Below are 23,129 nucleotides of genomic sequence, written 5' to 3'. Positions count from 1 at the left end.
ATTTTTTCACATGCGTCAAATTTCCTCGGACAAGGAACCGCCGGCCGATTGTCGGGCAGGACAGGGCTCGGCCGGCGGTTGATCCAAAGCAGCGCTCCTAGGGCAGTCCCCCTCAGTCGACGAGGTCGAGGGCGGCCCGTACGACGCTGTCGGTGTCGATGCCGTGGTAGCGGTAGACGTCGTCCAGCGCGCCGGACTGGCCGAACCGGCTCACTCCGAGCGTGGTCACGGGCACGTTGTTCACCGTGGCGAGGAAGGCCAGGGTGTGCGGGTGGCCGTCCACCAGCGTCACCAGGGGTGCGGCCCGGTCCGCAGGGAACACCTGGTCCAGGATCCAGCCGGGGGCGTCCTCCTGCCCCCGCCGGGCCTGGAGGGCGCGGAAGAGCAGGTCGGGGCTGGTCACACAGATCACGTCGGCCGCGTGGCCGAGCGCCGCGAGGCGGTCGGCGGCGGCCAGCGCCTCGGGGACCATGGCGCCCATGGCGGCGATCGTGACGGTGGGCGTCTCGGCACGTCTGATCACATAGGCCCCGGCGACCGTCTGACGCCGGCGACGCTCCCTGGCCGCCTGATCGGCCGGCACGGCGGCCAGACTCTGGTCCACCGGCCGGGTGGACAGCCGCAGATAGGCCGAACTGCCGTCGGGCTTGCCGAGGTTGGACAGTGACGCCAGCAGACACCACTCCATGTCGATCCCGAACGCGGGCTCGTACGACACACAGCCGGGCTGTTCGATGCCCAGCGACGGCGTGGTGATCGACTGGTGGGCGCCGCCCTCCGAGGCGAGGGTGACACCGGAGGGGGTGCCGACCAGGATGGACTGGCCGCCGGCGTAGATGCCGAACGACCAGGGTTCCAGGGCCCGGTTGACGAACGGGTCGTAGACCACGCCGATGGGCAGCAGGGGCTGTCCCCAGCGGCTCCAGGTGGCGCCCAGTTCGCCGAGCACCCCGACCAGGTTCGTCTCCGCGATGCCCAGCTCCACGTGCTGGCCGGTCGGCTTCTCCCGCCAGTGCAGGATGGTCTCGGCGTCGTCGGCGAACCAGTCGGTGCGCTCGGCCGGGGACCAGACCCCGACCTTGTTGAGCCAGCCGCCGAGGTTGGTGGACGAGCTGACGTCCGGGCTGACCGTGACGATCCGGCCGGCCGCGCCCGGGGCCTTGCGGGTCAGGTCCAACAGCACGCGCCCGAGGGCCTGTTGGGTGTTGCCGACGCCACCGGGGGCGGCTCGGCCGAGGTCGGCGGGGATCGCGGGCGGTTCCAGCGCCTCCAGGCGCGGCCTGCGCAGCCGCTCCGCCGCCTCGGCGCACAGCGCCGCCTCCGCCGTACCGTCGGCGAAGTCCCGCCAGGGGGCGTCGAGATCCTCGCCCAGACGGGTCGCCAGCTCCGCCATCTGGTCCCCCGTCAGGAGGGAGGAGTGGTTCTGCGGATGCCCCTCGGTCGGCAGACCGTGCCCCTTGACGGTGTAGGCGAAGATCACGGTCGGGCGGGAGTCGTCGATCTCGTCGTACGCGTCCAGCAGGGCCCCGAGATCGTGGCCACCGAGGTTTCGGACCGCGCTGTGCAGCGTGTCGTCGTCGATCTCCGCGATCAGCCGGGCGATGGGCTCCGAACCCGAGCCGGTGCCGGGCAGCCGGTCGCGCAGCTGCTGCGGAGTGCAGCGCAGCAGCCGCTGGTACTCGGGGTTCTCCATGACGTCCAGGCGCAGCCGCAGTTCGTCGCCGCCGGGACGGGCGAACAGGTCCTCCAGGAGCTGCCCGTACTTGAGGGTCAGGACCTGCCAGCCGGCCGCGGCGAACATGCCGTGCAGCCGTTCCGCCGCCGCTCCGGGCACCACGCGGTCCAGGGACTGCCGGTTGAGGTCGACGACCCAGACGATCTCGCCGAGACCGGCCACGGTCGGGTCCTGTACGGCCTCCCAGATCGCACCCTCGTCCAGTTCCGCGTCCCCCAGCAGCGAGTACTGCCGGCCGGCTCCGGCACCGCCGAACTGCCCGTCGACGTAGCGGCGCGCGAGGGCTCCCCAGACCGGCGCGGTCGCCCCGATGCCCACCGACCCCGTCGAGTAGTCGACCGGATCGGGGTCCTTGGAACGACTGGGGTAGCTCTGCAGACCGCCGAAGGAGCGCAGTTCGGTGAGGTACGCCGGGTCCAGTTCCCCGAGCAGGTAGTTGATGGCGTGCAGCACGGGTGAGGCGTGCGGCTTGACCGACACCCGGTCGTCCCGGGTGAGTTCGTGGAACCACAGGGCCGTCATGATGGTGGTCATCGACGCGCTGGACGCCTGGTGGCCACCGACCTTCAGCCCGGAGGGGTTGGGCCGCACCCGGTTGGCGTGATCGACGATCGCGGTGGCGAGCCACAGCACACGCTGTTCGACACTGCCGAGAACCCGCAGCAGCTCCCGCCGGGAATCGTCCCGTATCTCCGGACCCGCCGAAGCGACACCAACGACCATGACTTGCCTCTCTGACTCCCCGGCGACCGGTGTGAACAGCGCCGTGGTCGGTTTTCAATGAATGCAGGACACGCAGGAGGGACCGGCCGCATACGCTCCGCCGGGTGTCCGGCGGGCGATCAGCTGCGGTGGGCGACCGTCATTTCGAGACCGTCGAGTTCGGCCCGGTACTCGACCTGGCAGGCGAGCCGGGAGTTCTCCCGGCGCTCCACCACTTCTTCGAGCATCTCCGCCTCGTACTCGTCCGGCTCCGGCAACCGGTCCAGCCATTCCTTCTCCACGTAGACGTGGCACGTCCCGCAGGCGGCGTTGCCGTTGCACAGGCCGATGATCCCGATCTTCTTCGGCCGGAGCTGGAGCATGAGGGCCTTGCCCTCGGGGACGTCGAACTCATGGCGGACGTCTTTGCGGTCGTGAACAATGATCATTTGGCGACTCCTGGCGCGCACGCTGCGGGCAGCACAGCAAGATTTGACCATCACGTATGTCAACTATCCTACGTTAGCGTCGACACTCGTCAAGGGTGACCGGCCGGCCGATCCCTGATCATTGACATCTATGTTCAATAACCATCACACTTGTTGATGCAGTGGGTAAGGCACATCGGGCTTGTTCCTCGACAGGGAAGAGAACGTCATGAAGCTTGTGCGCATCCATGGCACGGGCACCGGCCTGGTGGTCGGCCCCGCGGGCGGCGAGGTCGTCGTGGACATCGCGCGCGGCCTGGATGAACTCCGACGGCGCGAGCGAACACTGGTGGAGACCCTGGAGCCGTACTTCCCCCAGGGCGGCGGAAGCTGGCTTCCGCTGATCGAGCGGTGGCAGGACGTCCGCGACCACCTGCGTGTTCTGGTGGATGTCGTGGGGAGCGGACAGCACACACCCTCGGCGGTCCAGCCATTGGCGGCGGCGCGGTTGGATCCGCCCCTGCCCGACCCGGGCGTCCGTGTCTTCGCCCTCGGCGGCAACTTCCCCCTGCACGTCTCCGGGATGGACGGAGGCGGAGCCATGGAGCTCCCGGAATCGGTGCGGCAGGGGGCCGCGGGTGGCGTACCGCCGTGGGGGTTCTACGTCATCCCCGGCACCGTCGTCGGCCAGGACGCGGTGGTCACCCCGCCGCCCGGCACCCAGAAGCTCGACTACGAGGCCGAGGTGGCGGTCGTGCTTGCGGGCGGCGAACACGAGCCCGGCAGCGACCGGATCGACGTCTGGGGCTTCACCGCCTGGAACGACTTCAGCATCAGGGACGCGGCGCTCGGTCTGTCGAAGACCGACCACGGCCCGCTGACCTGGTCACTGACCAAGAACTTCCGCACCGGCAACAGCTGCGGTCCGTTCATGGTGGTCGACGAGCCGATCCCCGATGACGGCCTCGGCATCATGTGCAAGGTCAACGGCGAGGTGCGCCAGGACGGTTCGACCTCCGGCATGCAGTACTCCTTCGGGGCCACCGCGGCCCATATCTCGGAGTACGCGCCCCTCGCCGGCGGCGACATGATCCTTTCCGGAACCCCGGGCGGCACCGCGATGGAACAGGGCCTCGACGGCCCGTACCTGAAGGACGGGGACCTCGTCGAGGTCCTGATCGAGGGTGCCGGGACGCTGCGCAACCGAGTGGCGCTGAAGGGCTGACGGACCGTCCGCCCCACCCGTCCGTCCATCCGGCGTCGAATCCATCGGAATCCTGGGAAGAGACACATGCGCTGGGTCACAAGAGCCGATGTCCACCTCGACCGGGTTGCCTCACCCTGGCTCATCCGCCGTTTCATCGACCCCGAGGCCGAGTTCGTGTTCATCGACCCCGACGGGCCATGGCCCACGGACGCCGTCTCCTTCGCCATGCCGGGTGCGGAGATCGGGATGCACGACGAGGACGGCACCACCTTCGACAAGCTCCTCGCCCGCTACGAGCTGACGGACCCGGTACTGCTCGACATCGCCGACGGGGTCCGCGCCGGCGTCCACCAGGTGCTGGGCGGTGATCTCGGAGACCTGTCGCAGGAGTCCGTCTCGCTCGGGTTCGGCCTGCTCGCGCTCTCCGAGGGGATCATGCTGCGGCACCCCTCCGACCAGCGGAACCTGGACCACTCGATGGTGATCTACGACGCGCTCTACGCCTACTTCTGGGGCAGGCACCGCGATCCCCGGACCGGTGCGGCGACGTTCTGGGACCGGATCGCCGAGCTGCGGTCGGCGTGGCCCGAGAACGTGCCGGGCGCGGAATCGTCAAACAGTCAACTGAACACCCCAGGGGTCGTCCGGCGTTGAGGAAGGTCATCCGTACGCGCGCCAGGCCGTCGCTCCGGGGCTTCGAGGAAGGTCGTCTGATGAGCATCGTGATTGTGGGCGCCGCCGGAGCGGCGGGCCGGAGTCTGATCGCCGCCCTGCGGTCTCGCGACGTCGAGGTCGTCGCGGTCAGCCACAGCGACGCGGGTGAGCAACGGCTGAGTGGCACGGGGGCGGCCGTGATACGCGCGGACCTCGCTCAGCCGGCGCAGCTGCGCGAGCCGTTCGCCGGTGCGCAGGCCGTGCATGTGATCCCTCCGTCGCTGCACCCCCGTGAGGACGTGCTGGTCGGGAACGCCGTACAGGCTGCCGTGGCCGCCGGTGTACCGCGCCTCGTCCACCACTCCGTGATGCATCCGCACACACCCGTGCTGCGCAACCACATCCGCAAGGCGAACGCCGAGGCCGTTGTGCGTGACAGCGGCCTGCGCTGGACGATCCTTCAGCCGTCGATGTTCGCCCAGGTCGCGCTGCTGATGTTCGCCGGCGGCGCCGACGGCGAGGTCGTCCTCCCGTTCAACCCCGAGTCCCGCATCTCGATGCTCGACCTGCGCGACCTCGCCGAGGCCGCGGCCCGGGTGCTGACCGAGCCGGGGCACGACTACGCGACCTATGAGCTGGCCGGACCGCTCACAAGCCTCAAGGAGATGGCCGTCGACATCTCCGCGGCCACGGGCAGGTCTCTGATCACCCGCCAGGTACCGGTCGCCGACGGCCCGCTGCCGCCGGTCGCGGCCGCGAACCCCATGGCCGCGGCCGACATGATCTCGACGTTCGCCCACTACGACCAGCACGGCTACCTCGGCAACCCGCGGGTGCTCGAAATGCTGCTCGGCCGCCCTGCCACCACCTTCGCGGAGGTCGCGGCACGGGAACTGGGGTGACGGCAGGCCCCCCGCCGGGCAGGACGTGAAGGAACACAGACGTCCTCCACAATGGTGATCGTCGATCCGGTCGCCGGCACACGGACGGGCTGATGCCGTGGGGAGGTGCCCGGGTGACCCGGGCACCTCCCCGATCTCGGACGGTCCGAATCTGCCGTCAGGACAGGGGGCCCTCGAGCGAAGGCGGGCTCTTCGCGACCGCGGCCGAGGCGATCCGGCTGCCGACGGGCGGGAGGGTCACGGCCTCACTGAGCGCCCAACGGACTGCGCGCAGCCGGGGGGGGCATCGTCTCCTCCACCGAACCCCGACAGGTGGCGAGACGCGGGTTCTCCGCGACGGTCGGACCAACCGCCAGGACGATCGCCTCGGTGCGCGAGCGTGTGGTCGAGGCCGATCGGCAGAGCGCCCGGGCAGCTCATCGGCAGACTGCCGGCGGTCACCGAGCAGATGATGAAGAGCACGGCTACGGGGCGCTGCTGCCGCACGCCGCAGCGACGGGCGGGGGCGCTCCGCCCGGTCGGCGGTGGTACGCGAGATCGGTCTCATTGTTCGGCGGTACGAGCGTACCGGCCGCGGTGGAACAGCAGTGGACGCGAGTCCGAAACGGCGTCGAGTGCGTGCACCCTCGCGACGACGATCGAGTGGTCCCCGCCGTCGTACTCGGCATGGAGACCGCAGTCGAGCCAGGCCAAGGCGTCCGGGAGCAGCGGAGATCCGTTCGGCGAGGTGCCGAACTCCACGTCCGTGAACTTGTCGCCGCCGGACACGGCGAACTTGTCGCTGAGCGTCTCGTGGTGGTCCGCGAGAATGTTGATGCAAAAACGTCCGGAGTTCCTGATCCGCGGCCAGGTGGTCGACGACTTCGACGGGCAGAGGACCACCAGCGGCGGGTCCAGGGACAGGGACGAGAAGGATTGGCAGGTGAATCCCGTCGGTGTGCCGCCGGCCGTCGACGTCACGACGGTCAGGCCGGTACAGAACTGACCGAGGACATCACGGAATTTCCTCGGATCGATGTCTCCGCCCTGGTGCGGAACAGTGTTCGCCAGTGACATGCGGTCCTCATGTAAGTAAGGGTGCAAGCGCTGTTGATCATGCATCCCGGCCTACCGTCTCCGACCAGGAGGCGCCGCCTGCGACCAGGCGTCGGGCCCTGTTGAACTGCCGGAAGTTGCCGCCGAATCCCACCGCGCCCACGACCGTCTCGCCGTCTCCGAGCACAGCCAGATAGCTTTCTTCCTCCGGGCCTCCGTCGAGGAAGTGGACATGCTCCGCGCGGGCCGTTCCGGCGAGCTGAAGGCGCTGCCCGAACTGGTCGGACCACACATAGGGCACCCCGGAGTACGGTTCCGCCGCCCCTGGGTCGAGCAGGTTCAGCGCCGCCCGTCTCCCTTGTTCCCGCGCGTTGGTCCAGTGTTCGACCCGGATGGTCTCGTCGGTTCCCGGGCGCGGCCACCGGGCCGCGTCGCCGACCGCGTACACACCCGCGGCGGAGGTCCGCAGCGTCGCGTCGGTGACGACACCGTCGTCGACGGCCAGCCCCGAGTCGGCCAGCCACCCGGTCGCCGGGACCGCGCCGATCCCGACGACCACGAGATCGGCGTCCAGTACGGTGCCGTCCGTCAGCTCGACCTTGTCGACCCGGTCGGTGCCCAGGAGCCTGGCCACACCGACCCCGCAGGTCACCCGTACACCGTTGGCACGGTGGAGACGGACGACGGGTTCTGCCAGGTCCGGGCGCACCGCCCGCTGGAGCGCGGAGGGCGCGGCTTCGACGAGTGTGACGTCCAGACCGAAGTGACGTGCGGCCGCCGCGATCTCACAGCCGATGAAGCCGGCGCCGACCACCACCACGGACGGACTGCCCGTGCTCATGGCCTCCTTGATGCGCCGGGCGTCGTCGAGCGTGCGCAGGGTGTGCACGCCGTCGAGGCCGAACCAGCCTCGCGGTCGTACGGCCTGGGATCCGGTGGCGATGATCAGTCCGTCGTACGGAAGATGCGACGCACCCACGCCCAGCTTGCGCGACGCCGGGTCGAGGGAGTTCGCGGGGGTGCCGAGGTGCAGGTCCACCCTCAGGTCCGCGAGGTCGTCCTCGGAGATGAGGCGTACCTCGTCCTCCTCCATCTCGCCGATGAGGAGTTCCTTCGACAACGGCGTCGGGTTGTAGGGGAGTTCCGGGTCGGCGCCGACGAGGGTCAGCCGACCGTCGTAGCCGGCGGCGCGCAGCGTCTCCAGTGCCTGCACGCCCGCGACGCTGCCGCCGACCACGACGATGTTGCTCAGCATGTCCGCTCTGCCCTCAGTCCTGCGCGGCCTGGTCGCGCTTGGCCGCCAGCTCTCCCACGAACTCGTCGTCGAAGGAGTGGTCCATGCGCTCGGGGTCGATGTCGTCCCGCTGGGTCATGTCACGGTTGGGGTCCTCGTAGGCGAAGGTGTATCCACGGCCGCGGCCGGCGAGGATCTCCCACCAGTTGCCGTCCATGTCCTGGAAGTAGAACGAGTACGCGCCGTGCTGCTCCTGCGGCTTGTGGATGCGCCCCAGGCCGTACTCCTCCTTGAGGCTCACCAACGTGGCGTGGGCCTCGTTGACGGCCTCGTTGCTCTCCAGGTCCAGGCCGTTGTGGTCCACGAGGCGCATCGGGCTCTTCTGCCCGTCCTCGATGACGACGTAGACGTGTTCTGATCCCAGTCGGATCAGCAGGCCCACGGGGGCGTGCTGGATCACCTCGAAGCCGAGGACCTCCTCGTAGAAGCGGCGGGACTTCTGGATGTCGACCACCGACAGGGTGCCGTGCGAGATCATCTCGATCTTGATCAGCGGCTTCGCCGTACGGTGACTCTTGGTGATCTTCGGCTTGATTTCGGCCATGACGCGTTCACTCCTTTGTGCGCGGTGTACTGCGGATCTGCCAAGTGGTCAGCTGCTGGGAGCGACCGTCATTTCGAGACCGTCGAGTTCGGGGCCGTATTCGATCTGGCAGGAGAGCCGGGAGTTCTCCCGGCGCTCCGCGACCTCGTCGAGCATCTCCGATTCGTACTCGTCCGGCTCCGGCAACCGGTCCAGCCACTCCTTCTCCACGTAGACGTGACACGTCCCGCAGGCCGCGTTGCCGTTGCACAGACCGATGATCCCGACCTTCATCGGCCGGAGCTGGAGAAGGAGAGCCTTCTTGTCGTGGGGTTCGAGCTCGTGACGGACGTCGTTGCGGTCATGAATGATGATCATTTGTCGGCTCCTCGGGCGTCGGGCGTGCTCCACATCCAGATTGCCATCACGCCCGTCAACTATCTTACGTAGACGTCGAGAGCCGTCAAGGTCGAGGACGCGATTTCAATCGGCGATCAATCGCCCGAAGTGGTGCGCGGTCTGCGGCAACCGTGCGACGCCTCGGGGCGGACAGGCTGGGCGCCGCCTTCCTGCGCCGCGGACGCCCCTGCGTCGGCTATGCCCCACGCCGGGCACGGCCAGCCCTCACCAGACAGGGACCGCCGATCCATGGATAAACCTTCCTCTCCCGCCCTTGCTCGGGCGCTTCTACGGTCGAGACCGCGGGCACTCACCTGCCCGCCATGACGAAGGAGAGAGACCCCATGAAGATGACCGGCAACACGATCCTGATCACCGGCGGCACCTCGGGCATCGGCCGCGGACTCGCCGTACGCCTGCACGAGGCCGGCAACAAGGTGATCGTCGCCGGCCGGCGCAAGGAACTCCTCGACGAGATCACGGCCGAGCACCAGGGCATCGACGGGCTCGTCCTCGACGTCGCCGACCCCGACTCGATCGCCCGGGCCCGTGAGACCGTGGCGGCGAGTTACCCGGAGCTGAACGTCCTGGTCAACAACGCCGGCATCATGCTGCGGGAGAACCTCCTCGACCCGGCCGAGCTCCCGATCGCCGAGGACCACGTCACGGTCAACCTGCTCGGTTCGATCCGGGTGACGTACGCCTTCCTCCCCCTCCTGATCGGAAAGGCCGACGCGGCCGTCATCAACGTCACCTCCGCGCTGGCGTTCGTCCCCCTGCCGATCACCCCCACCTACAACGCGACCAAGGCCGCGCTGCACTCCTTCTCCGACAGCCTGCGCGTCCAGCTCGACGGCGCCGACGCCGGCGTCCAGGTCATCGAGGTGGCCCCGCCCGGCGTGCGCACCACCCTGCTGGGCCAGCAGGACGACCCGAACTCCATGCCGCTGGACGAGTTCCTCGACGAGACCCTCGCGATCCTGCGCGACAACCCCGAGGCCAAGGAACTCGTCGTCGAGCGCGCCAAGTTCGTCCGCGACGCGGAGCGCAACGGCGCGTACGACCAGGTCCTCGCCATGCTCAGCGGCCGCTGAGCCCGTTCGTGACGCGCAGAGGACACAGAGGGGAAGCGACGACGTGAAGCCCACGGACGAGGACACCGTCGAAATCGCACGGGTGCTGGCCCTGTGGGGCCACATCATGGACGACCACGAGCTGGACCGGCTCGGTGAAGTCCTCACCGAGGACGCGGTGTGGGACGCGAGCGCCTTCGGCCTCGAACCGGCCGTCGGGCTGGAAGCGGTCACCGCCGTCCTGGGTGCCGAGGGGCACGCGCGCGCTCATCACACGACGAACATCGTCGTGTCGGAGGGCCCGGGCGACGAAGCCCGGGTCCTCTCCAAGGGCCTGGGCGTGGTCGACGGCGGCACCGTCATCAGCGCCGTGTACACGGACGAACTGCGGCAGACCGCCGACGGTTGGCGCATTTCCAAGCGGGCCATACGGCTGAACTGACCCATCGGGCCGCCTCCCGCACGCGGGCCGACGGCACGTACGACGATGACCTGGCCGACTCATACCGCCCCTCCAGCCCCGCTGACCAAGCGGGGCTGGAGGGGCGGCGCCGTTCGCGGCCCCTGCCGGGGAATGTGCGATGGGATGCGGACCGGCCGACGACGGGGGCTCAAGTCCCGGGTGCCCATGGCCTTCCCGGGTCTGCCCGGGCGATGGAGCTTCCCTGGCCGCCATCGCTCACGAGTCGCTATCGGGCCGGGGTGGCCAGCCTCTTGGCGAAGTCGAGCTGTTCCTTGTGGAAGCCGGCGCCGACGTAGTGGTGATCGATGTTGTGGCCACCGCCCAGGATGCGCCGAGCGGTCACCGAGGGGGCTGCGGTGAATGCCTTCCCGAAGGCGGCGACCGATTCGTCGCTGCTGTGCCAGAACCCTTCGTGCTCGGCCAGCCCGTAGTGGACAGGCACCTCGACCCTCGCGGCGATCCCCGCGAAATCCCCGCACCAGTCCCCCGCCACCTCCACCAACTCCGCTATGGGAACGGGCGATTCGGCGTGCTTCGCGATGTCGAGCACGCCCGGGTCGTACGTGTCCTCAGGTCCGTACATGAACCGCAGGAGGTGCTCACGGCTGAACTCGAGCGAGCTGTTCTGCGGCTGGGACCTCAACGCGTCGTTGGACCGCTGCGACTCGTGGTGGATTCCGCTGACGGAGACACCGAGGAGCGGCCAGGTGCGGTCGCCGACCGCCAGGTGCAGCGCGATCGCACCGCCTATCGAGTGTCCGACGAGGACGATCCCGGGGACGTTCGAGAGATTCCGGCGCCAGAGTTCGGCGACCGCCCCCTGGAGCACTTCGGCATTCCGACGGAACGAGACCTCCCCCTTCAGCGCGGTGCTGCCGCCATAGCCCGGCCGGTCGAGGGACACCACGGGAAAGCCCTCGCGCCGCGCGGCGTCCACCAGTGAATATCCGGCCACGTCGAAGTAGGTCGCGTTGTAGCCGCCCCCGGGAATGCAGACCAGCAACGGCATTCCGGGACGGCCCGGTTCCGCTATGCCGGTGATCCTGGTCTCACCCAGGTCGAGTGTGATGCGCTGCGTACTCATTTCAGTTGCCGTTCTCCAGAAGGAACTCCCGCAGAAGTTCCTTGTATTCCTTCGGGAAAGTCCGGTGCACCATGTGCCCGGCACCCTCGATCGTCTCCAGGCGACCCGCGGGGAGGCGTCGAGCAGCCTCGGCCAGCTCCTCCTGGGGGGTGTAGCTGGTGGACCCTCCGCCGATGACGAGTGTCGGGGCGGTGATCTTGGGGAGGTCGTTCCACCAGGACGGATCGGGGTTGTGGATCTGGTGCACCAGCTGGGTGGCCGCGGCGAAATCGATGGACACCCCACCAGGGACTTCCCCGGACCCTTCCGGGAAGTCCACGTCGATGGGGGCGGTGTCCTCCCAGACCATCCGCTCGATCCGCTCGGGGAACTTCTCCGCGAAGACGCACCCGACCCGTGCGCCCATCGAATGCCCGATCAGCGTGAAGCGGTCCACGGAGAGAGCAGCGGTGAACGCTTCGAGATCGCCGCACCCCAGCTCGAAGGAGTATGTGCCGGGCCACGCGCTGTCGCTGTGGCCGCGTTGTGTGAGAGCGAGGACGTGATAGTGCTCGGCGAGGAAGCTCGCGATCTCGTCCCAGTCCCGCGCGTCGTACATGAGACCGTGCAGCAGAACGACTGGCGGCGCAGCCGGATCGCCCGCCTCTCGATAGTGAAAAGTCAATTGCGAAAGCTCGATGGTGTGATCGCTGAAAACGGTCATCTGTTCTTCCGTTCGCTCGGAGGGAGGCTGGTCGGCAGCGGCGTGGTGTGGCTCGTCCCGCTGCGAGCGCCCTCGGCGCCGACCGTATGAGCACCTTCGCAAGGGCGGGAGGGGAGCGCTTATCCATGGATCGGCGGTCTCTGGATAACCGGGCGTGATGCGGCGAGGATGACGGCATGGACAAGAAGGAACTGGCGGAATTCCTGCGCCGGCGGCGTGAGACGTTGCGCCCCCGCGACGTCGGAATGGTCGAGGGACCGCGCAGGCGTACCCAGGGACTGCGCCGCGAGGAGGTCGCCCAGCTCGCGGGTATGTCCACGGACTACTACGCCCGTCTGGAACAACAGCGCGCCCCCCAGCCCTCCGTCCAGATCACCACGGCCCTCGCCCGGGCACTCCGGCTGACCCAGGACGAACGCGACCACCTCTTCGTCCTCATCGGCCACAACGCCCCGGCCCGCCTCCAGCGCTCCGAGCACGTCAGCCCGACCCTGATGCGGGTCCTGGACCGCCTGGACGACTCGCCGGCCCTGGTGCTGACCGACATGGCCGACACCCTCGCGATGAACCCGCTGGCCATCGCCCTCCTCGGCGACCAGACCCACCACACCGGCCTGGCCCGCAGCGCCTACTACCGCTGGTTCATGGACCCCGCCGAGCGCCTGGTCTACCCCGAGGAGGACCACGAGCACCACAGCCGCACCCAGGCAGCACGTCTGCGGGTCGCGCTGTCGGCCGGCAGCGACACCCCCCGGGCCGCCCGCATCCTCGCCGAACTCCAGGAGCACAGCCCCGAGTTCGTCCGCGCATGGGAGCTCCAGGAGGTCGCCCAGCGCTACGACGAGAGCAAGACGATCGTCCATCCCCAGCTCGGCCGCATCGAGGTCGACGGGCAGGTCCTCTTCACCGACAACCGCGCCCAGACCCTCGTGGTGCTGACCACCCGCCCCGGCACCGAGAGCCACAGCAAGCTGGAACTCCTCTCCGTCATAGGGCACCAGCAGCTCACCCCATGACGTCGTGACCCGACCCGTGTCGTCGTCCTCGACGATCGGCCACGCTCACACGTGCCGCCGCGGGCCGGACACCGTCGAGCTCCGGTCGAACGCCTCCTGCTTCGACCCGCGCACCGGCAACGACAGGAACACCCCGATGGACACACTGGACGACACGGCCGCCGAGCGGGCCGATGCCGCCCGCAACCGTGCCCGGCTGCTGGAGGCGGCCGTCCGGCTGGTGGCCGAGCGCGGGGCCGAGCACGTGACGATGCAGTCGGTCGCGGAGGCCGCCGGGGTGGGAAAGGGCACCCTTTTCCGCAGGTTCGGCGACCGCGACGGACTCCTGCTCGCCCTCCTCGGTGAGGCGGAGGCCGAGTTCCGGACGGCGTACACCGAAGGCCCTCCGCCGCTGGGCCCGGTCGCGCCCGCGAAGGACCGGCTGGAGGCGTTCGGCTGTGCGCTGATCGAGCGCATCGCCGCCGACGCGGACCTGGGCGCCGCGCTGGGACGCCAGGTGCTCCACGAGCGTCGCCACGGCTCCGACACCGGCCGCGCGTTCCACCGGCACGTCTCGACTCTCCTGCGAGAGACCGGAGTCGACGGGGACCACGACATGCTCGCCCACGCCCTGCTCGCCTTCGCGAACTTCGAGACGACCGACTACCTGCACGGGGGATGCGAGATCCCCACCGCACGCCTCCAGGCCACCTGGGTGGACCTGGTGCGGCGGACGGTCCGGGCCGACGGAGTGTGAATCCTGAAGATCCGAATCGTCGAGAACCTGTCCGGTGGCTCCGCGAGCCGGTGGGCGGTCCCACCGGTGCGGCGGTAGGTCAGCAGGGAGCCGGGGCCGCGTTCCGGTCCGCCTCCGGGAGGTGCTTCTCCGCCCAGGCGGCCAGTTCTCTGAGAGCCGGCTCAAGCGCCGCGCCGGCTTCCGTCAGGCGGTACGAGACACGAAGCGGCGGCCCCTCGTCCACCTCGCGCACGACCAGCCTCGCCGCGCTCAGCTCGGTCAGCCGGTCCGAGAGCATGCGCTCGCTGATGCCCGGGATGGCGCGGCGCAGGTCGGCGAAGTGCACCGGGTGCTCCATCAGGACGGCCACGATCGGGCCGGTCCAGCGCTTTCCGAGCAGTGCGAAGACGCGTGTGATCGCGCCGTCGACCGTCTTGCAGGGCTCCGGGACCGGCTCAGTCATGTCGGCAGTCTACTGCGAGACCAGGCGGGGTGAGAAAAAGTAAGCTCCTGTGTTATCAATAGGAACGCACGGAATTACAGCCCGTCTCTTCCTGGCGTCCCTGTCGCACACCGCTTTCTTTGGAGACCCCTCATGGCAACGCTGCTGCACCTGGACTCGGCCCTGTGGCCGGAGCAGAACTCCGCCTCTCGCGCGGTCACGTCCGCCTTCCGTCAGGCATGGGAGTCACAGCACCCCGACGGCACGGTGATCTACCGCGACCTCAACGCCGACCCGATCCCGCACCTGGACACGCTCACCGCCTCCGCGGACTTCACACCTCCCGCCGACCACACTCCGGAGCAGGCGGCGGCGTTCGCGAAGCAGATCAAGCTGATCGAGGAACTGGAGAGCGCGGACGTCGTGCTGATCGGCGCCCCGATGTACAACTTCTCGATCCCCTCCACGCTGAAGGCGTGGATCGACCAGGTGATACTCGTGGGCCGTACCGCACTCATCGAGGAGTCCGCGGTCAAGGGCACCCCGGTGTACGTCGTGGCGAGCCGCGGCGGCTCCTACGCCCCCGGCACCCCCCGTGAACCCCTTGAGTACGTCCAGAACTACCTGGAGGGGGTCCTCACCACGATGATGGGCGTGGAGGTCGACTTCATCGTCCCCGAGCTCACGCTGGCGCACTCCAACCCGTCCATGGCCGAGCTGATCCCGCTCGCCGAGGAGTCCAAGGCCAAGGCCCTCGAGGCTGCGACCAACAAGGGCAAGGAGGCGGCCCTCAAGGCTGCCTGACTCCTACGGCTGTGACGTGGTCCTGGGGCTCCTTTTCGGGGCCCCGTTCGCGCTATGTGATGGGCCGTCGGCCGACGATCGCGGCGACGGCCAGGGTGACCTCGGTGAGCCGGCCGGCGGCCACCGCCACGAGCGTCGAGTTCGAGGACCCGGGCCCCGCCCTCTCGGCGGCGCGTCCCGGACAGTATCTGCGGGTGCACCGTACGGGCCTGGACTCCCCGGGACGGCGCAACTACACGATCAGCCGCGCCGGTGACGGACCCGCACGCATCACCGCCGAGTTCCGCGAGGGCGGCGTCGTGTCACCGTGGCTGTCCGGGCTGCGCGAGGGCGAACGCGTACTCGTCAGCGGCCCGTTCGGGGACGCCGTCGTCGACGCGGACAGCGACCGCCCGCTGCTGGTCCTGACGGCCGGCATCGGCATCACTCCGGCGCCGGCCACTGCGCACGCCCTGGTGGCCGCCCGCAGCGCCCGCCCGGTGGACTTCGTGCACGTCGTCCGCGACACCGGAAGCCTTCCGCACTGGGACGAACTCCAGGAGGCCGCGGCACGGTTGAGCCGGGCCCGCCTGCGGCTGTACGTGACACGGCCACGGCCGGAGGACGCCGCCGTGGAACATCACCGCGGACGCCCCGACCCCGCTCTCGTCACCGGCATCCTGACGGATCCGGCGTCCACCGAGGTCCAACTGTGCAGACCCACTTCGTTCGTGACCGGCATGAGGACGGCCGTCCAGGCGGCGGGGGTCCCGGCCGACTCGATCCGGTACGACGCGTTCTACTCACCGAGAACGGTGGACATCACGCCCCGGCCGGCACCGCACCCGGGCCCCTTCGAGGTGACCTGTCGAGCTTCGGGGGTGACCGCCAAGTGGACCCCCGAGTCCGGAAAGCTCCTCGAACTGGCGGAGTCCCAGGGCCTGACGCTGCCCGCCAGTGGTCGTGCCGGGGTGTGCGGGCCGTGCACGGCACCACCGCCCACACCGTCGACCCGCTCGTGGAACCCCGGGAGGGAGCCGTGCGGAGTCTGGGCGACGTGGGCGGCGCGGAACTCGGCCTGTGGACGTTGACCGTCGACACGGTCCGCGACGTCGAGGTCGACGAGGTCTTCGTCGTACGCCTGCACGCGGGGGAACGGACCGAGTGGGAGGTCCGCTCGGCCCTGCGAAAGGTCTACGTGACTGCCGGCTGACTGGACTCCTCAACTCCCTTGCCGCGCTTTTGACTTGAGGGACAAAAATCGCACACCCAAGACCAATCTTTGCGCTATCTTCACACTTGCTCCTTCGTTTCCCCTTCCCCCCACCACCCCCACATCGAACGGAGTTCGCGTGACAAGACGTCATGTCCCGGCGTGGACGAGCGGTGCTCTCGCGGCCGTCCTGCTCGTCACCACCCAGAGCGGTATATCCACCGCCTCCTCCCCCTTACCCATGGCGGCCCCCACCGCCCCCACCGCCCCCACCGCCCTTCAGGGCAAGCAGTTCACGCTCGTCACCGGAGACGTCGTCACCGTCGAGGCGTCCGGGAACGGCGCCCGTGTCGATGCCGAACCGGCTCCGGGCCGTGAGCGCGTCGGCTTCCTACAGACCAGGACGGGCGACGACATCAGCGTCGTCCCCACCGATGCCGCCCGGCTGGTGGCCTCCGGCCAGGTCGACGAACAGCTCTTCAACCTCAGCGCCCTGGAACGCCTGGGCCTCGACGACGCCGCCGGGAACCGGGCACTGCCGTTGATCGTCCGGCACAAGGGCGAGCAGCTGCCGGCCGCCACCCGTGCCGCGGCCGTCCAACGGGAGACCGTCCCGCTGGAATCGATCGACTCCACGGCCGTCACCGTCCCCGGGAGCGACAACGGCGAGCTGTGGCGAACCCTCACCGCCCCGGCCGGGAGCGCGCGGGGCGGCCTCCGTCCCTCGATCGAGACCGTGTGGCTGGACACTCCGGTCGAACCCACGGACACGGCGGACGTCCCGGAGACCACGCCGCAAGGGGATGTCACGGTCTCCGACCTGGTCGGGCAGATCAACGCCGACGAGGTCCGGGACCGGGGCCTGGACGGCACGGGCGTCCGGATCGCCGTCATCGACACGGGCGTACGCGCCACGCACCCCGACCTGACCGACCGGGTCTCCAAGTCCGCGAACTTCATCGGCTCGGACAACGAGACGGGCGACATCGACGGGCACGGCACGCATGTCGCCGGAATCATCGCCGGTACGGGCGCGGCGTCGGCCGGGAAGTACGCGGGGGTCGCCCCGGGCGCCGAGATCCTCAGCGGGCGGGTGCTGTCCGGCGCGCTGGGCGGCTCGCTCTCCGATGTCATCGACGGCATGGAGTGGGCGGCCGACGAGGGCGTCGACATCGTCAACATGAGCCTCGGAACGAGCGCGCGGACCGACGGCACCGACCCGTGGTCGCTGGCCACCGACGCGCTGCTGGCGCGGGGAGTGCTTCCGGTCGTCTCGGCCGGCAACTCCGGCCCGGGCTCCTTCTCCGTCTCCCCGCCCGCCGCCGCCGAGGGAGCGCTGGCCGTCGGTGCGGCCGGGGGCGACAACGCCATCGCGAGCTTCTCCAGCCGCGGCCCGCTCTTCGGCGACTACAGCGTCAAGCCCAACATCAAGGCCCCCGGGGTCGCCGTGACGGCGGCCCGCGCGAAGGGCACGTCCGTGGGAGACGCCGACCCGGCGGGTCCCGTCGGACCGATCGACGACAACTACACCCGCCTGTCCGGTACGTCGATGGCGGCGCCCGCGGTCACCGGGGCCGCCGCCCTCGTGATGCAGGCCCACCCGGACTGGACGCCCCAACAGGTGACCCGGGCGCTCACCTCCAGCGCCCGCCCCAGTGCCGGCGAGAGCGTCTACGACCAGGGTGCCGGACTGGTCGACGTCCAGCGGGCCATCGGCCAGCCCGTGCGGGCAACGTTGTCCTCGGTGGACTTCGGGCGGCTCACCTGGCCCCGCACCGACGACAACCGGCGCAAGGTGGCCTTCACCAACGACTCCGACCAGGACGTCGTACTGGACCTCTCCCTCGACGTCACATCCACCCGGGGCGACCTGTCCGCCGCCCTGCTCGGCCTGGCCGAGGACCGGCTGACCGTCCCCGCCCACGGCACGGCCTCCGCGGTCGTCCAGTTCCGGGACTCCGGTGTCCGTACCGGCGGCACGCTCTCCGCCCTGCTGACCGCGAAGAGCGTCACCGAGGGCGGTGACGGCGCGACGACCGTGCAGGTTCCGGTCGGCCTCACCCTCGAACCCGAGAGCTACGGGCTCACGCTCAGGCTCCAGGACCAGCTGGGCAATCCGGCCACCGGTATCTCGATCGTCGATGTCATGCCGCTCGACCGGGGCCTGGAGCCGTTCGAGGGCATGCACCAGGTCACCGTCGGCTCGACCGTCGACCTCCGGGTGCCCGCGGGCGCGTACGGTGTCTCCGCGCTCGTCGGACGCCACACCGGCCCCGACACGTACTGGTACGACAGCGACATCATCGCCGCCGGTGAACCGCTGGTGCGGGTGGACAAGGACACCACCATGACGCTGGGCGGCACGGCGGCCCGCAAGCTCGGGCACACGGTGGACAACGACAAGGTGGAGCGGATCCACCAGGCCATCGGCATCCTCCAGAAGCAGCGGACGACACCGGCCGGGCTCGACACCCCGCTGAGCGTGGACACCACCGTGTCGTTCAACCACCTACCGCCGGTGTACTGGGCGGTCCCCTCCACGACCCGTAGCGAGGCCACCTACACGGTGTACTACCGCGAGGATCTCGCCGAGGGCTACCGGACCGGCGACATCCCCGACGGCGCGCCCGGCGACGGGTACGACTACCCCACCGCCGCCGGACCGGTCTACTACCTCGGCGCCGTCCACGAGGGCGGCATCCCCGCCGACCTCACCCCCCGGGTGCGGGACTCCCAACTCTCGCGGACCGAGGCCCACTACGGCTCCGCCGAACAGACCGGCACCGCCGACCGGTACTTCCCGCTGAGGTCGAAGCTGGCCGCGGCGACCCTCAAGGGCATCCCGCTCGGCGGCCGTCGCGTCAACGTGCCCTCGCCGAGCACACGTACGGAGTTCTACACCGCCTCGAAGGACATCACCTGGACCCAGGAACTGCGCAGGTACTGGCAGAACGCCGACGGTACGGGCTCGGTGGCGAACGGCGCCCTGTTCACCGAGCCCCGGGCGTACCGGCCCGGACACCGCGCCGAGTACTGGAACTATCCGGTGAGCACCGTCGCCCTCTCCCCCGACGGCCGCCAGTTCACCCGCACCGGCGACACCCTCACCGCCGATCTGCCGCTGGGCGGCGACACCGACAGTCGGCACCTGTTCGTGGGCGAGGGCTTCACCGCCGACTACTCCTACGCCCTCAGCCGGGACGGCAAGGAGATCGCCAAGAGCAGGAACGGCGCGACGGAGTCCCCGCGCAACACCGCGCTCACGGCCTGGACGGTCCCGGCCGACACCGGCACGTACACCCTCAGGGCCCGCGTCGCCCGTCTGACGTGGGACGGCAAGCCGAAGTGGAGCACAGCCCCCGAGATGGACGCCGTGTGGACCTTCAGGTCCGGCCCGGTCACCGAGGGCGGCACGGCCGCGCTGCCCCTCACCACCGTGCGCTTCGAACCGCCGGTCGACGAGTGGTCGCGCGCCGAGCACAACCAGGTCGTCGCCGTCCCGTTCGACATCCAGCGCACCGGCGACCTGGCACGCGGCAGGCTGCGTGCGCTGACCGTCGAGGCGTCCTTCGACGGCGGTACGACCTGGGAGACGGTGCCGGTCGTCAAGAACCGGGCACTCGTCACGCACCCGGACCTCGCCACGCTGCCCGCCGCACAGATCGACCGAAACGGGCACGGCTACGTCAGCCTGCGCGTCAAGGGGACGGACCGCGCCTCGTCCTTCGAGCTGACGGTCAAGAAGGCGTACAAGCTCAAGAAGTCCTGACGCACTGATCACTGAAGTACCGGGTCTCTGAAGCGCTGGAGGGCCGCGCACAGCATGTGCGCGACCCTCCAGCCGTTCCCGTCCTCCGGCCGATCCGGTTCGGTTCGGCTCAGCGGGTCGCCCGGGCGGTGTCCGCGTGGGCGGTGCGCAGGGCGGAGAGGAAGGTGTCGACCGGCTGGGCGCCGGAGAGACCGTAGGCCCGGTTGATGACGAAGAACGGCACGCCTGTCGCCCCGTAGCCGCGGGCCTCGGCGAAGTCGGCCTGTACTGCGTCCTCGTACTCGTCGCCGGCCAGCGTCCGCCGGATCTCGTCCTCGGGTACGCCCACCTCGACGCCGAGCCGCACCAGCGTGTCGGGGTCGTCGACGATCTCGCCCTCGCACAGGTGGGCGCGCAGGAGCCGCTCGTGCATCCGGTCGCCCAGCCCGTGGGCTGCGGCCAGGTGGCTGAGGCGGTGGGCGTCGATCGTGTTGACCGAGACGGCCCGCTCCAGGTCGTACGTCAGCCCTTCGGCGACGGCGAGTTCGGTGATCTGCCGGGTCATCGTCCGCACCTGGGCGATCGGTGCGCCGACCTTCTGCGCCAGCGTCTCGAACACGGGGCGGCGGTGGCCCTTGGGGTGGGCGGGGTCGAGTTGGAAGCTGTGCCAGTGGATCTCGACCGCGTCGGCGTGCTCGAAGCGGTCGAGCGCCGATTCCAGGCGCCGCTTGCCGATGTAACACCACGGGCAGACGACGTCCGACCAGATGTCGATGCACAGCGAATTCGACTGTGTGCTCACAGGACACACACCCCGTCCGTGCAGACGGCCGCGTCGTCCGAACCGAGGTTCTTGAGGGGAGAGTCGGCCTGTTCCGTGTCCGGACGGGCTTCGGCCGCGCCGACCGGTCCATCGGACAGGGCCTCGACGGGCTGTCCCGCCGTGCCGTTCCGGAGAGGCTGGAGAAGGGAGTCGGGCATCAGGAGTCCAATCGTCGTCAGACGCGAGGTGAGCGGCGTCCGGCCGTTACGCGGCGGTGCCGGCCTGCGGGGCCACGGGCTCCGGGTGGATCTGCTCGACGCGGTCGCGCTTCGTGTACAGGTTCCAGTAGTGCTCGGCGAGGTCGTCCGGGTCGACGACGGGGAGTTCGAGACCGTTGGGCATGGTGATGGGCTCGGTCCCGACCGGGGCCCCTGTCCGGGCCTCGACGGCCACGGCGGCGGCGCTGTTGGCGATCAGGGCGGCGACGGAGAGCGTGCCGGCGTAGACGCCCTTGTCGGCCAGTTCGGCGTTGAGGGAGTAGAGGTAGTTGCGGGCTCCGGCCATCGCCGGGCCGACACCGCTCGCGTCGGGCATCGGCTGGACCGCGGAGTAGCCGGTACCCATCAGGACGGCGCCGTCACCGCGCTCGATCATCTCCGGCAGCACCGAGCGGAACACCTCCACCGGGGTGAACAGGTACAGCCGGGCCAGCGACTCCAGGGTGGCCGCGTCCAGGTCGATGGCCGGGGTGAACGTCATGTCGGCGGCGATCGGGGCGTACTCGACGACATCGATGCGGCCGAAGCGGTCGCGGATGGTGCCGACGAGGGCCGGGACCGCGGCGGTGTCGGACAGGTCGGCGGGGAAGGCAGCCGCCTCGATGCCTTCCTCGGCAAGCTGTGCGGCAAGGGTGTCCAGCGGTTCCTTGCGGCGGGCGACCAGGGCGACGCGGAAGCCCTCACGGCCGAAGCGCCGGGCGACGGACGCGCCGAGACCGGTACCGGCGCCGAAGACGGCGATCACCTTGGACATGGGGCGACTCCTTGCGACAGAGGTATCTTGACCCAGAGGTCAACTTCACTTCGAAGGTAACATGGAACTTGACCCCTAGGTCAAGTTGACTGGACGAGGGAATGGGACCATGGAGTCCGGACACACGACCAGGAGGAACGCCGAATGCGGGCCGACGCGCAACGCAACGCGGAGAAGCTGCGCACCGCAGCCGCCGAACTCTTCCGCGAACGCGGCCTCCAGGCACCCCTGAAGGAGATCGCCCGCCGCGCCGGCGTGAGCCACGGCACCCTCTACAACCTCTTCGGCACCCGCGAGGCGCTCATCGACGAGGTGGTGGCCGACCTGGCGGCGGCCCGCCTCGACGAGGCCGCCGAGCAGGCCCTGGCGTACGACGACGCCTGGGCCGGATTCGCGTACTACATCGAGACGCTCTGCGAGTTGCAGGCCACCGACCCCGCGATCGGTGACGTGGTCGCCGGCCGCTACCCGGGCGCCGAGCGCCTGATGACCGTCTGCCAGCGCTCCTACGCCGCCACCGAACGCATCATTGAACGCGCCCAGCAGGCCGGCGCCCTGCGCCCCGACTTCACCCGCGAGGACCTGCTGTTCGTCTTCGGCACCAACGCCCTGCTGGCCCGTGCCGCCAAGGACACCGCCCCCGACGCCTGGCGCCGCAGCGCCGCCTTCATGCTCGACGGCCTGCGCACCGAGGCCGCCCACCCGCTCCCCACCGGCCCGCTGACCTCGCAGCAGGTGTACCAGGTGATGGGCAACCTCACCGGCACACCCTGAGGGGTCCGGCCACGAGCGCCCGCGCCCGCCTATTGAGCAGGCCCGCCCTCGCTCTCCAGTACGCCCTCAAGAACTCTCAGTGCCTCGCCGGTCGCCGGGATGCCCGCGTACAGCAGTGCGTGCAGGCATATCTCCCGCAGCTCCACGCCCGACACACCGTTCGCGAGTGCACCCTTCATGTGATTGCGCGTTTCGGTGGGCCGGCCGAGCGCGACCAGCATCGCCACCGTGATGAGGCTCCGCTCCCGCACGGTCAGCCCGTCGCGCTGCCAGATGTCACCGAAGCACCAGCGGGTCACGCTCTCCTGGAGCTTCTCGGTCAGCGGGGGCGCCGCATCGACCGCGGCCATCCTTGGTCAAGGGACTCCCTCTCCTGTCGCTCCTGGCCCCCGGAGACCCGACCGTAGGAGTGTCGGCGCGTGGACAGGAGAGGACCGGTTG

At 69.7% G+C, this 23,129-nt stretch carries 26 protein-coding genes; 13 read left to right on the top strand and 13 right to left on the bottom strand.

From position 1 onward, the window contains the following. Positions 1-112 precede the first annotated feature (112 nt). Together OG787_RS48460 and OG787_RS48455 are read right to left on the bottom strand one after the other, a co-directional pair. A complete protein-coding gene (locus tag OG787_RS48460; protein ID WP_405539865.1) occupies positions 113-2,458 on the bottom strand; it encodes a transketolase-like TK C-terminal-containing protein in 2,346 nt (781 codons plus the stop codon). A gap of 119 nt (positions 2,459-2,577) precedes the next feature. Beyond that, on the bottom strand, positions 2,578-2,886 hold the full coding sequence (locus OG787_RS48455) for a 2Fe-2S iron-sulfur cluster-binding protein (RefSeq protein ID WP_405539864.1): 309 nt from the start codon (positions 2,884-2,886) through the stop codon (positions 2,578-2,580). A 208-nt stretch (positions 2,887-3,094) separates the two neighbouring features. On the opposite strand from OG787_RS48455, the gene OG787_RS48450 reads away from it, so the two are divergent. The 3 genes from OG787_RS48450 to OG787_RS48440 all read left to right on the top strand — a co-directional run bounded on the left by OG787_RS48450 (position 3,095) and on the right by OG787_RS48440 (position 5,628). Next, complete coding sequence (locus OG787_RS48450) at positions 3,095-4,090, top strand: fumarylacetoacetate hydrolase family protein (RefSeq protein ID WP_369029610.1); 996 nt, start codon at positions 3,095-3,097, stop codon at positions 4,088-4,090. A gap of 66 nt (positions 4,091-4,156) precedes the next feature. Next, positions 4,157-4,726, top strand: coding sequence for a chromate resistance protein ChrB domain-containing protein (locus OG787_RS48445; protein WP_369029611.1), 570 nt, complete (start codon positions 4,157-4,159; stop codon positions 4,724-4,726). A gap of 59 nt (positions 4,727-4,785) precedes the next feature. Further along, complete coding sequence (locus OG787_RS48440) at positions 4,786-5,628, top strand: SDR family oxidoreductase (RefSeq protein WP_369029612.1); 843 nt, start codon at positions 4,786-4,788, stop codon at positions 5,626-5,628. Positions 5,629-6,171: 543 nt separating this feature from the next. Here the strand turns inward: OG787_RS48440 and OG787_RS48435 are convergent. From OG787_RS48435 to OG787_RS48420, 4 genes are read right to left on the bottom strand one after another with little or no spacing between them, the layout of a single operon-like run. Continuing rightward, positions 6,172-6,684: a flavin reductase family protein gene (locus OG787_RS48435; RefSeq protein ID WP_369029613.1), complete on the bottom strand. Its 513-nt coding sequence runs from the start codon at positions 6,682-6,684 to the stop codon at positions 6,172-6,174. Between the two features lie 37 nt (positions 6,685-6,721). Further along, the gene (locus tag OG787_RS48430) at positions 6,722-7,918 is read right to left on the bottom strand and encodes an NAD(P)/FAD-dependent oxidoreductase (protein ID WP_405539862.1); all 1,197 of its coding nucleotides are present in this window, start codon (positions 7,916-7,918) and stop codon (positions 6,722-6,724) included. 13 nt (positions 7,919-7,931) lie between these two features. Then, on the bottom strand, positions 7,932-8,501 hold the full coding sequence (locus OG787_RS48425) for a VOC family protein (protein WP_369029615.1): 570 nt from the start codon (positions 8,499-8,501) through the stop codon (positions 7,932-7,934). Between the two features lie 48 nt (positions 8,502-8,549). Then, entirely contained in the window at positions 8,550-8,858 is a 309-nt protein-coding gene (locus OG787_RS48420; RefSeq protein ID WP_369029616.1) for a 2Fe-2S iron-sulfur cluster-binding protein, read from the bottom strand. A 344-nt stretch (positions 8,859-9,202) separates the two neighbouring features. Between OG787_RS48420 and OG787_RS48415 the strand changes: the two genes are divergently transcribed. Beyond that, the gene (locus OG787_RS48415) at positions 9,203-9,973 is read left to right on the top strand and encodes an SDR family oxidoreductase (RefSeq protein WP_405539860.1); all 771 of its coding nucleotides are present in this window, start codon (positions 9,203-9,205) and stop codon (positions 9,971-9,973) included. 43 nt (positions 9,974-10,016) lie between these two features. Next, positions 10,017-10,394: a nuclear transport factor 2 family protein gene (locus tag OG787_RS48410; RefSeq protein WP_369029618.1), complete on the top strand. Its 378-nt coding sequence runs from the start codon at positions 10,017-10,019 to the stop codon at positions 10,392-10,394. Between the two features lie 247 nt (positions 10,395-10,641). On the opposite strand, the gene OG787_RS48405 is transcribed toward OG787_RS48410, so the two are convergent. Together OG787_RS48405 and OG787_RS48400 are read right to left on the bottom strand one after the other, a co-directional pair. Continuing rightward, the gene (locus OG787_RS48405) at positions 10,642-11,499 is read right to left on the bottom strand and encodes an alpha/beta hydrolase (RefSeq protein WP_405539858.1); all 858 of its coding nucleotides are present in this window, start codon (positions 11,497-11,499) and stop codon (positions 10,642-10,644) included. Between the two features lies 1 nt (position 11,500). Beyond that, positions 11,501-12,097 carry an alpha/beta fold hydrolase gene (locus tag OG787_RS48400; RefSeq protein WP_369029620.1) on the bottom strand — a complete coding sequence of 199 codons (597 nt, stop codon included), beginning with the start codon at positions 12,095-12,097 and terminating at the stop codon, positions 11,501-11,503. A gap of 6 nt (positions 12,098-12,103) precedes the next feature. Between OG787_RS48400 and OG787_RS48395 the strand changes: the two genes are divergently transcribed. The 3 genes from OG787_RS48395 to OG787_RS48385 all read left to right on the top strand — a co-directional run bounded on the left by OG787_RS48395 (position 12,104) and on the right by OG787_RS48385 (position 13,954). Continuing rightward, positions 12,104-12,292 (top strand): hypothetical protein, encoded by a 189-nt coding sequence (locus tag OG787_RS48395; RefSeq protein WP_369029621.1) that lies wholly within the window; start codon positions 12,104-12,106, stop codon positions 12,290-12,292. Between the two features lie 86 nt (positions 12,293-12,378). Then, positions 12,379-13,218, top strand: a complete 840-nt coding sequence (locus OG787_RS48390; RefSeq protein ID WP_369029622.1) for a helix-turn-helix transcriptional regulator — start codon at positions 12,379-12,381, stop codon at positions 13,216-13,218. Between the two features lie 4 nt (positions 13,219-13,222). Beyond that, complete coding sequence (locus OG787_RS48385) at positions 13,223-13,954, top strand: TetR/AcrR family transcriptional regulator (protein WP_405539856.1); 732 nt, start codon at positions 13,223-13,225, stop codon at positions 13,952-13,954. Between the two features lie 79 nt (positions 13,955-14,033). Here the strand turns inward: OG787_RS48385 and OG787_RS48380 are convergent, their stop codons facing one another. Continuing rightward, positions 14,034-14,396 carry a winged helix-turn-helix transcriptional regulator gene (locus OG787_RS48380; RefSeq protein ID WP_369029624.1) on the bottom strand — a complete coding sequence of 121 codons (363 nt, stop codon included), beginning with the start codon at positions 14,394-14,396 and terminating at the stop codon, positions 14,034-14,036. Positions 14,397-14,528: 132 nt separating this feature from the next. On the opposite strand from OG787_RS48380, the gene OG787_RS48375 reads away from it, so the two are divergent. From OG787_RS48375 to OG787_RS48360, 4 genes are all read left to right on the top strand, one after another. After that, on the top strand, positions 14,529-15,179 hold the full coding sequence (locus OG787_RS48375) for an FMN-dependent NADH-azoreductase (RefSeq protein ID WP_369029625.1): 651 nt from the start codon (positions 14,529-14,531) through the stop codon (positions 15,177-15,179). Between the two features lie 104 nt (positions 15,180-15,283). Continuing rightward, positions 15,284-16,249: an iron-sulfur cluster-binding domain-containing protein gene (locus OG787_RS48370; RefSeq protein ID WP_405539855.1), complete on the top strand. Its 966-nt coding sequence runs from the start codon at positions 15,284-15,286 to the stop codon at positions 16,247-16,249. Beyond that, positions 16,216-16,371 carry a hypothetical protein gene (locus tag OG787_RS48365; protein WP_369029627.1) on the top strand — a complete coding sequence of 52 codons (156 nt, stop codon included), beginning with the start codon at positions 16,216-16,218 and terminating at the stop codon, positions 16,369-16,371. The genes OG787_RS48370 and OG787_RS48365 overlap by 34 nt, the downstream gene beginning before the upstream one ends. A 139-nt stretch (positions 16,372-16,510) precedes the next feature. After that, complete coding sequence (locus OG787_RS48360; protein ID WP_405539854.1) at positions 16,511-20,140, top strand: S8 family peptidase; 3,630 nt, start codon at positions 16,511-16,513, stop codon at positions 20,138-20,140. A gap of 109 nt (positions 20,141-20,249) precedes the next feature. On the opposite strand, the gene OG787_RS48355 is transcribed toward OG787_RS48360, so the two are convergent. The 3 genes from OG787_RS48355 to OG787_RS48345 are packed head-to-tail and all read right to left on the bottom strand — an operon-like array spanning position 20,250 to position 21,914. Next, positions 20,250-20,921 carry a DsbA family oxidoreductase gene (locus OG787_RS48355; protein WP_369029629.1) on the bottom strand — a complete coding sequence of 224 codons (672 nt, stop codon included), beginning with the start codon at positions 20,919-20,921 and terminating at the stop codon, positions 20,250-20,252. Continuing rightward, positions 20,918-21,100, bottom strand: coding sequence for a hypothetical protein (locus tag OG787_RS48350; RefSeq protein WP_369029630.1), 183 nt, complete (start codon positions 21,098-21,100; stop codon positions 20,918-20,920). Before OG787_RS48350 ends, OG787_RS48355 begins: the two co-directional genes overlap by 4 nt. Before the next feature lie 46 nt (positions 21,101-21,146). After that, positions 21,147-21,914 carry an SDR family NAD(P)-dependent oxidoreductase gene (locus tag OG787_RS48345; RefSeq protein WP_405539853.1) on the bottom strand — a complete coding sequence of 256 codons (768 nt, stop codon included), beginning with the start codon at positions 21,912-21,914 and terminating at the stop codon, positions 21,147-21,149. Positions 21,915-22,058: 144 nt separating this feature from the next. Here OG787_RS48345 and OG787_RS48340 point away from each other — a divergent pair, with 144 nt between their 5' ends. Then, the gene (locus OG787_RS48340) at positions 22,059-22,688 is read left to right on the top strand and encodes a TetR/AcrR family transcriptional regulator (protein WP_369029632.1); all 630 of its coding nucleotides are present in this window, start codon (positions 22,059-22,061) and stop codon (positions 22,686-22,688) included. Positions 22,689-22,717: 29 nt separating this feature from the next. Here OG787_RS48340 and OG787_RS48335 read toward each other — a convergent pair whose 3' ends face one another. Continuing rightward, positions 22,718-23,038 (bottom strand): carboxymuconolactone decarboxylase family protein, encoded by a 321-nt coding sequence (locus OG787_RS48335; protein WP_369029633.1) that lies wholly within the window; start codon positions 23,036-23,038, stop codon positions 22,718-22,720. Positions 23,039-23,129: the final 91 nt, after the last annotated feature.

It is taken from the genome of Streptomyces sp. NBC_00075, assembly GCF_045041225.1.
In the GTDB taxonomy this organism is placed as follows: Bacteria; Actinomycetota; Actinomycetes; order Streptomycetales; family Streptomycetaceae; genus Streptomyces; species Streptomyces adonidis.
This window is presented reverse-complemented; position numbering and strand designations above follow the sequence as displayed.

What these genes read in the sequence shown, in the direction of transcription:
- OG787_RS48460 (WP_405539865.1), bottom strand. Translation starts at nt 2,458, where the DNA reads ATGGTCGTTGGTGTCGCTTCGGCGGGTCCGGAGATACGGGACGATTCC.
- OG787_RS48455 (WP_405539864.1), bottom strand. Translation starts at nt 2,886, where the DNA reads ATGATCATTGTTCACGACCGCAAAGACGTCCGCCATGAGTTCGACGTC.
- OG787_RS48450 (WP_369029610.1), top strand. Translation starts at nt 3,095, where the DNA reads ATGAAGCTTGTGCGCATCCATGGCACGGGCACCGGCCTGGTGGTCGGC.
- OG787_RS48445 (WP_369029611.1), top strand. Translation starts at nt 4,157, where the DNA reads ATGCGCTGGGTCACAAGAGCCGATGTCCACCTCGACCGGGTTGCCTCA.
- OG787_RS48440 (WP_369029612.1), top strand. Translation starts at nt 4,786, where the DNA reads ATGAGCATCGTGATTGTGGGCGCCGCCGGAGCGGCGGGCCGGAGTCTG.
- OG787_RS48435 (WP_369029613.1), bottom strand. Translation starts at nt 6,684, where the DNA reads ATGTCACTGGCGAACACTGTTCCGCACCAGGGCGGAGACATCGATCCG.
- OG787_RS48430 (WP_405539862.1), bottom strand. Translation starts at nt 7,918, where the DNA reads ATGCTGAGCAACATCGTCGTGGTCGGCGGCAGCGTCGCGGGCGTGCAG.
- OG787_RS48425 (WP_369029615.1), bottom strand. Translation starts at nt 8,501, where the DNA reads ATGGCCGAAATCAAGCCGAAGATCACCAAGAGTCACCGTACGGCGAAG.
- OG787_RS48420 (WP_369029616.1), bottom strand. Translation starts at nt 8,858, where the DNA reads ATGATCATCATTCATGACCGCAACGACGTCCGTCACGAGCTCGAACCC.
- OG787_RS48415 (WP_405539860.1), top strand. Translation starts at nt 9,203, where the DNA reads ATGACGAAGGAGAGAGACCCCATGAAGATGACCGGCAACACGATCCTG.
- OG787_RS48405 (WP_405539858.1), bottom strand. Translation starts at nt 11,499, where the DNA reads ATGAGTACGCAGCGCATCACACTCGACCTGGGTGAGACCAGGATCACC.
- OG787_RS48400 (WP_369029620.1), bottom strand. Translation starts at nt 12,097, where the DNA reads ATGTACGACGCGCGGGACTGGGACGAGATCGCGAGCTTCCTCGCCGAG.
- OG787_RS48390 (WP_369029622.1), top strand. Translation starts at nt 12,379, where the DNA reads ATGGACAAGAAGGAACTGGCGGAATTCCTGCGCCGGCGGCGTGAGACG.
- OG787_RS48380 (WP_369029624.1), bottom strand. Translation starts at nt 14,396, where the DNA reads ATGACTGAGCCGGTCCCGGAGCCCTGCAAGACGGTCGACGGCGCGATC.
- OG787_RS48375 (WP_369029625.1), top strand. Translation starts at nt 14,529, where the DNA reads ATGGCAACGCTGCTGCACCTGGACTCGGCCCTGTGGCCGGAGCAGAAC.
- OG787_RS48350 (WP_369029630.1), bottom strand. Translation starts at nt 21,100, where the DNA reads ATGCCCGACTCCCTTCTCCAGCCTCTCCGGAACGGCACGGCGGGACAG.
- OG787_RS48345 (WP_405539853.1), bottom strand. Translation starts at nt 21,914, where the DNA reads ATGTCCAAGGTGATCGCCGTCTTCGGCGCCGGTACCGGTCTCGGCGCG.
- OG787_RS48340 (WP_369029632.1), top strand. Translation starts at nt 22,059, where the DNA reads ATGCGGGCCGACGCGCAACGCAACGCGGAGAAGCTGCGCACCGCAGCC.
- OG787_RS48335 (WP_369029633.1), bottom strand. Translation starts at nt 23,038, where the DNA reads ATGGCCGCGGTCGATGCGGCGCCCCCGCTGACCGAGAAGCTCCAGGAG.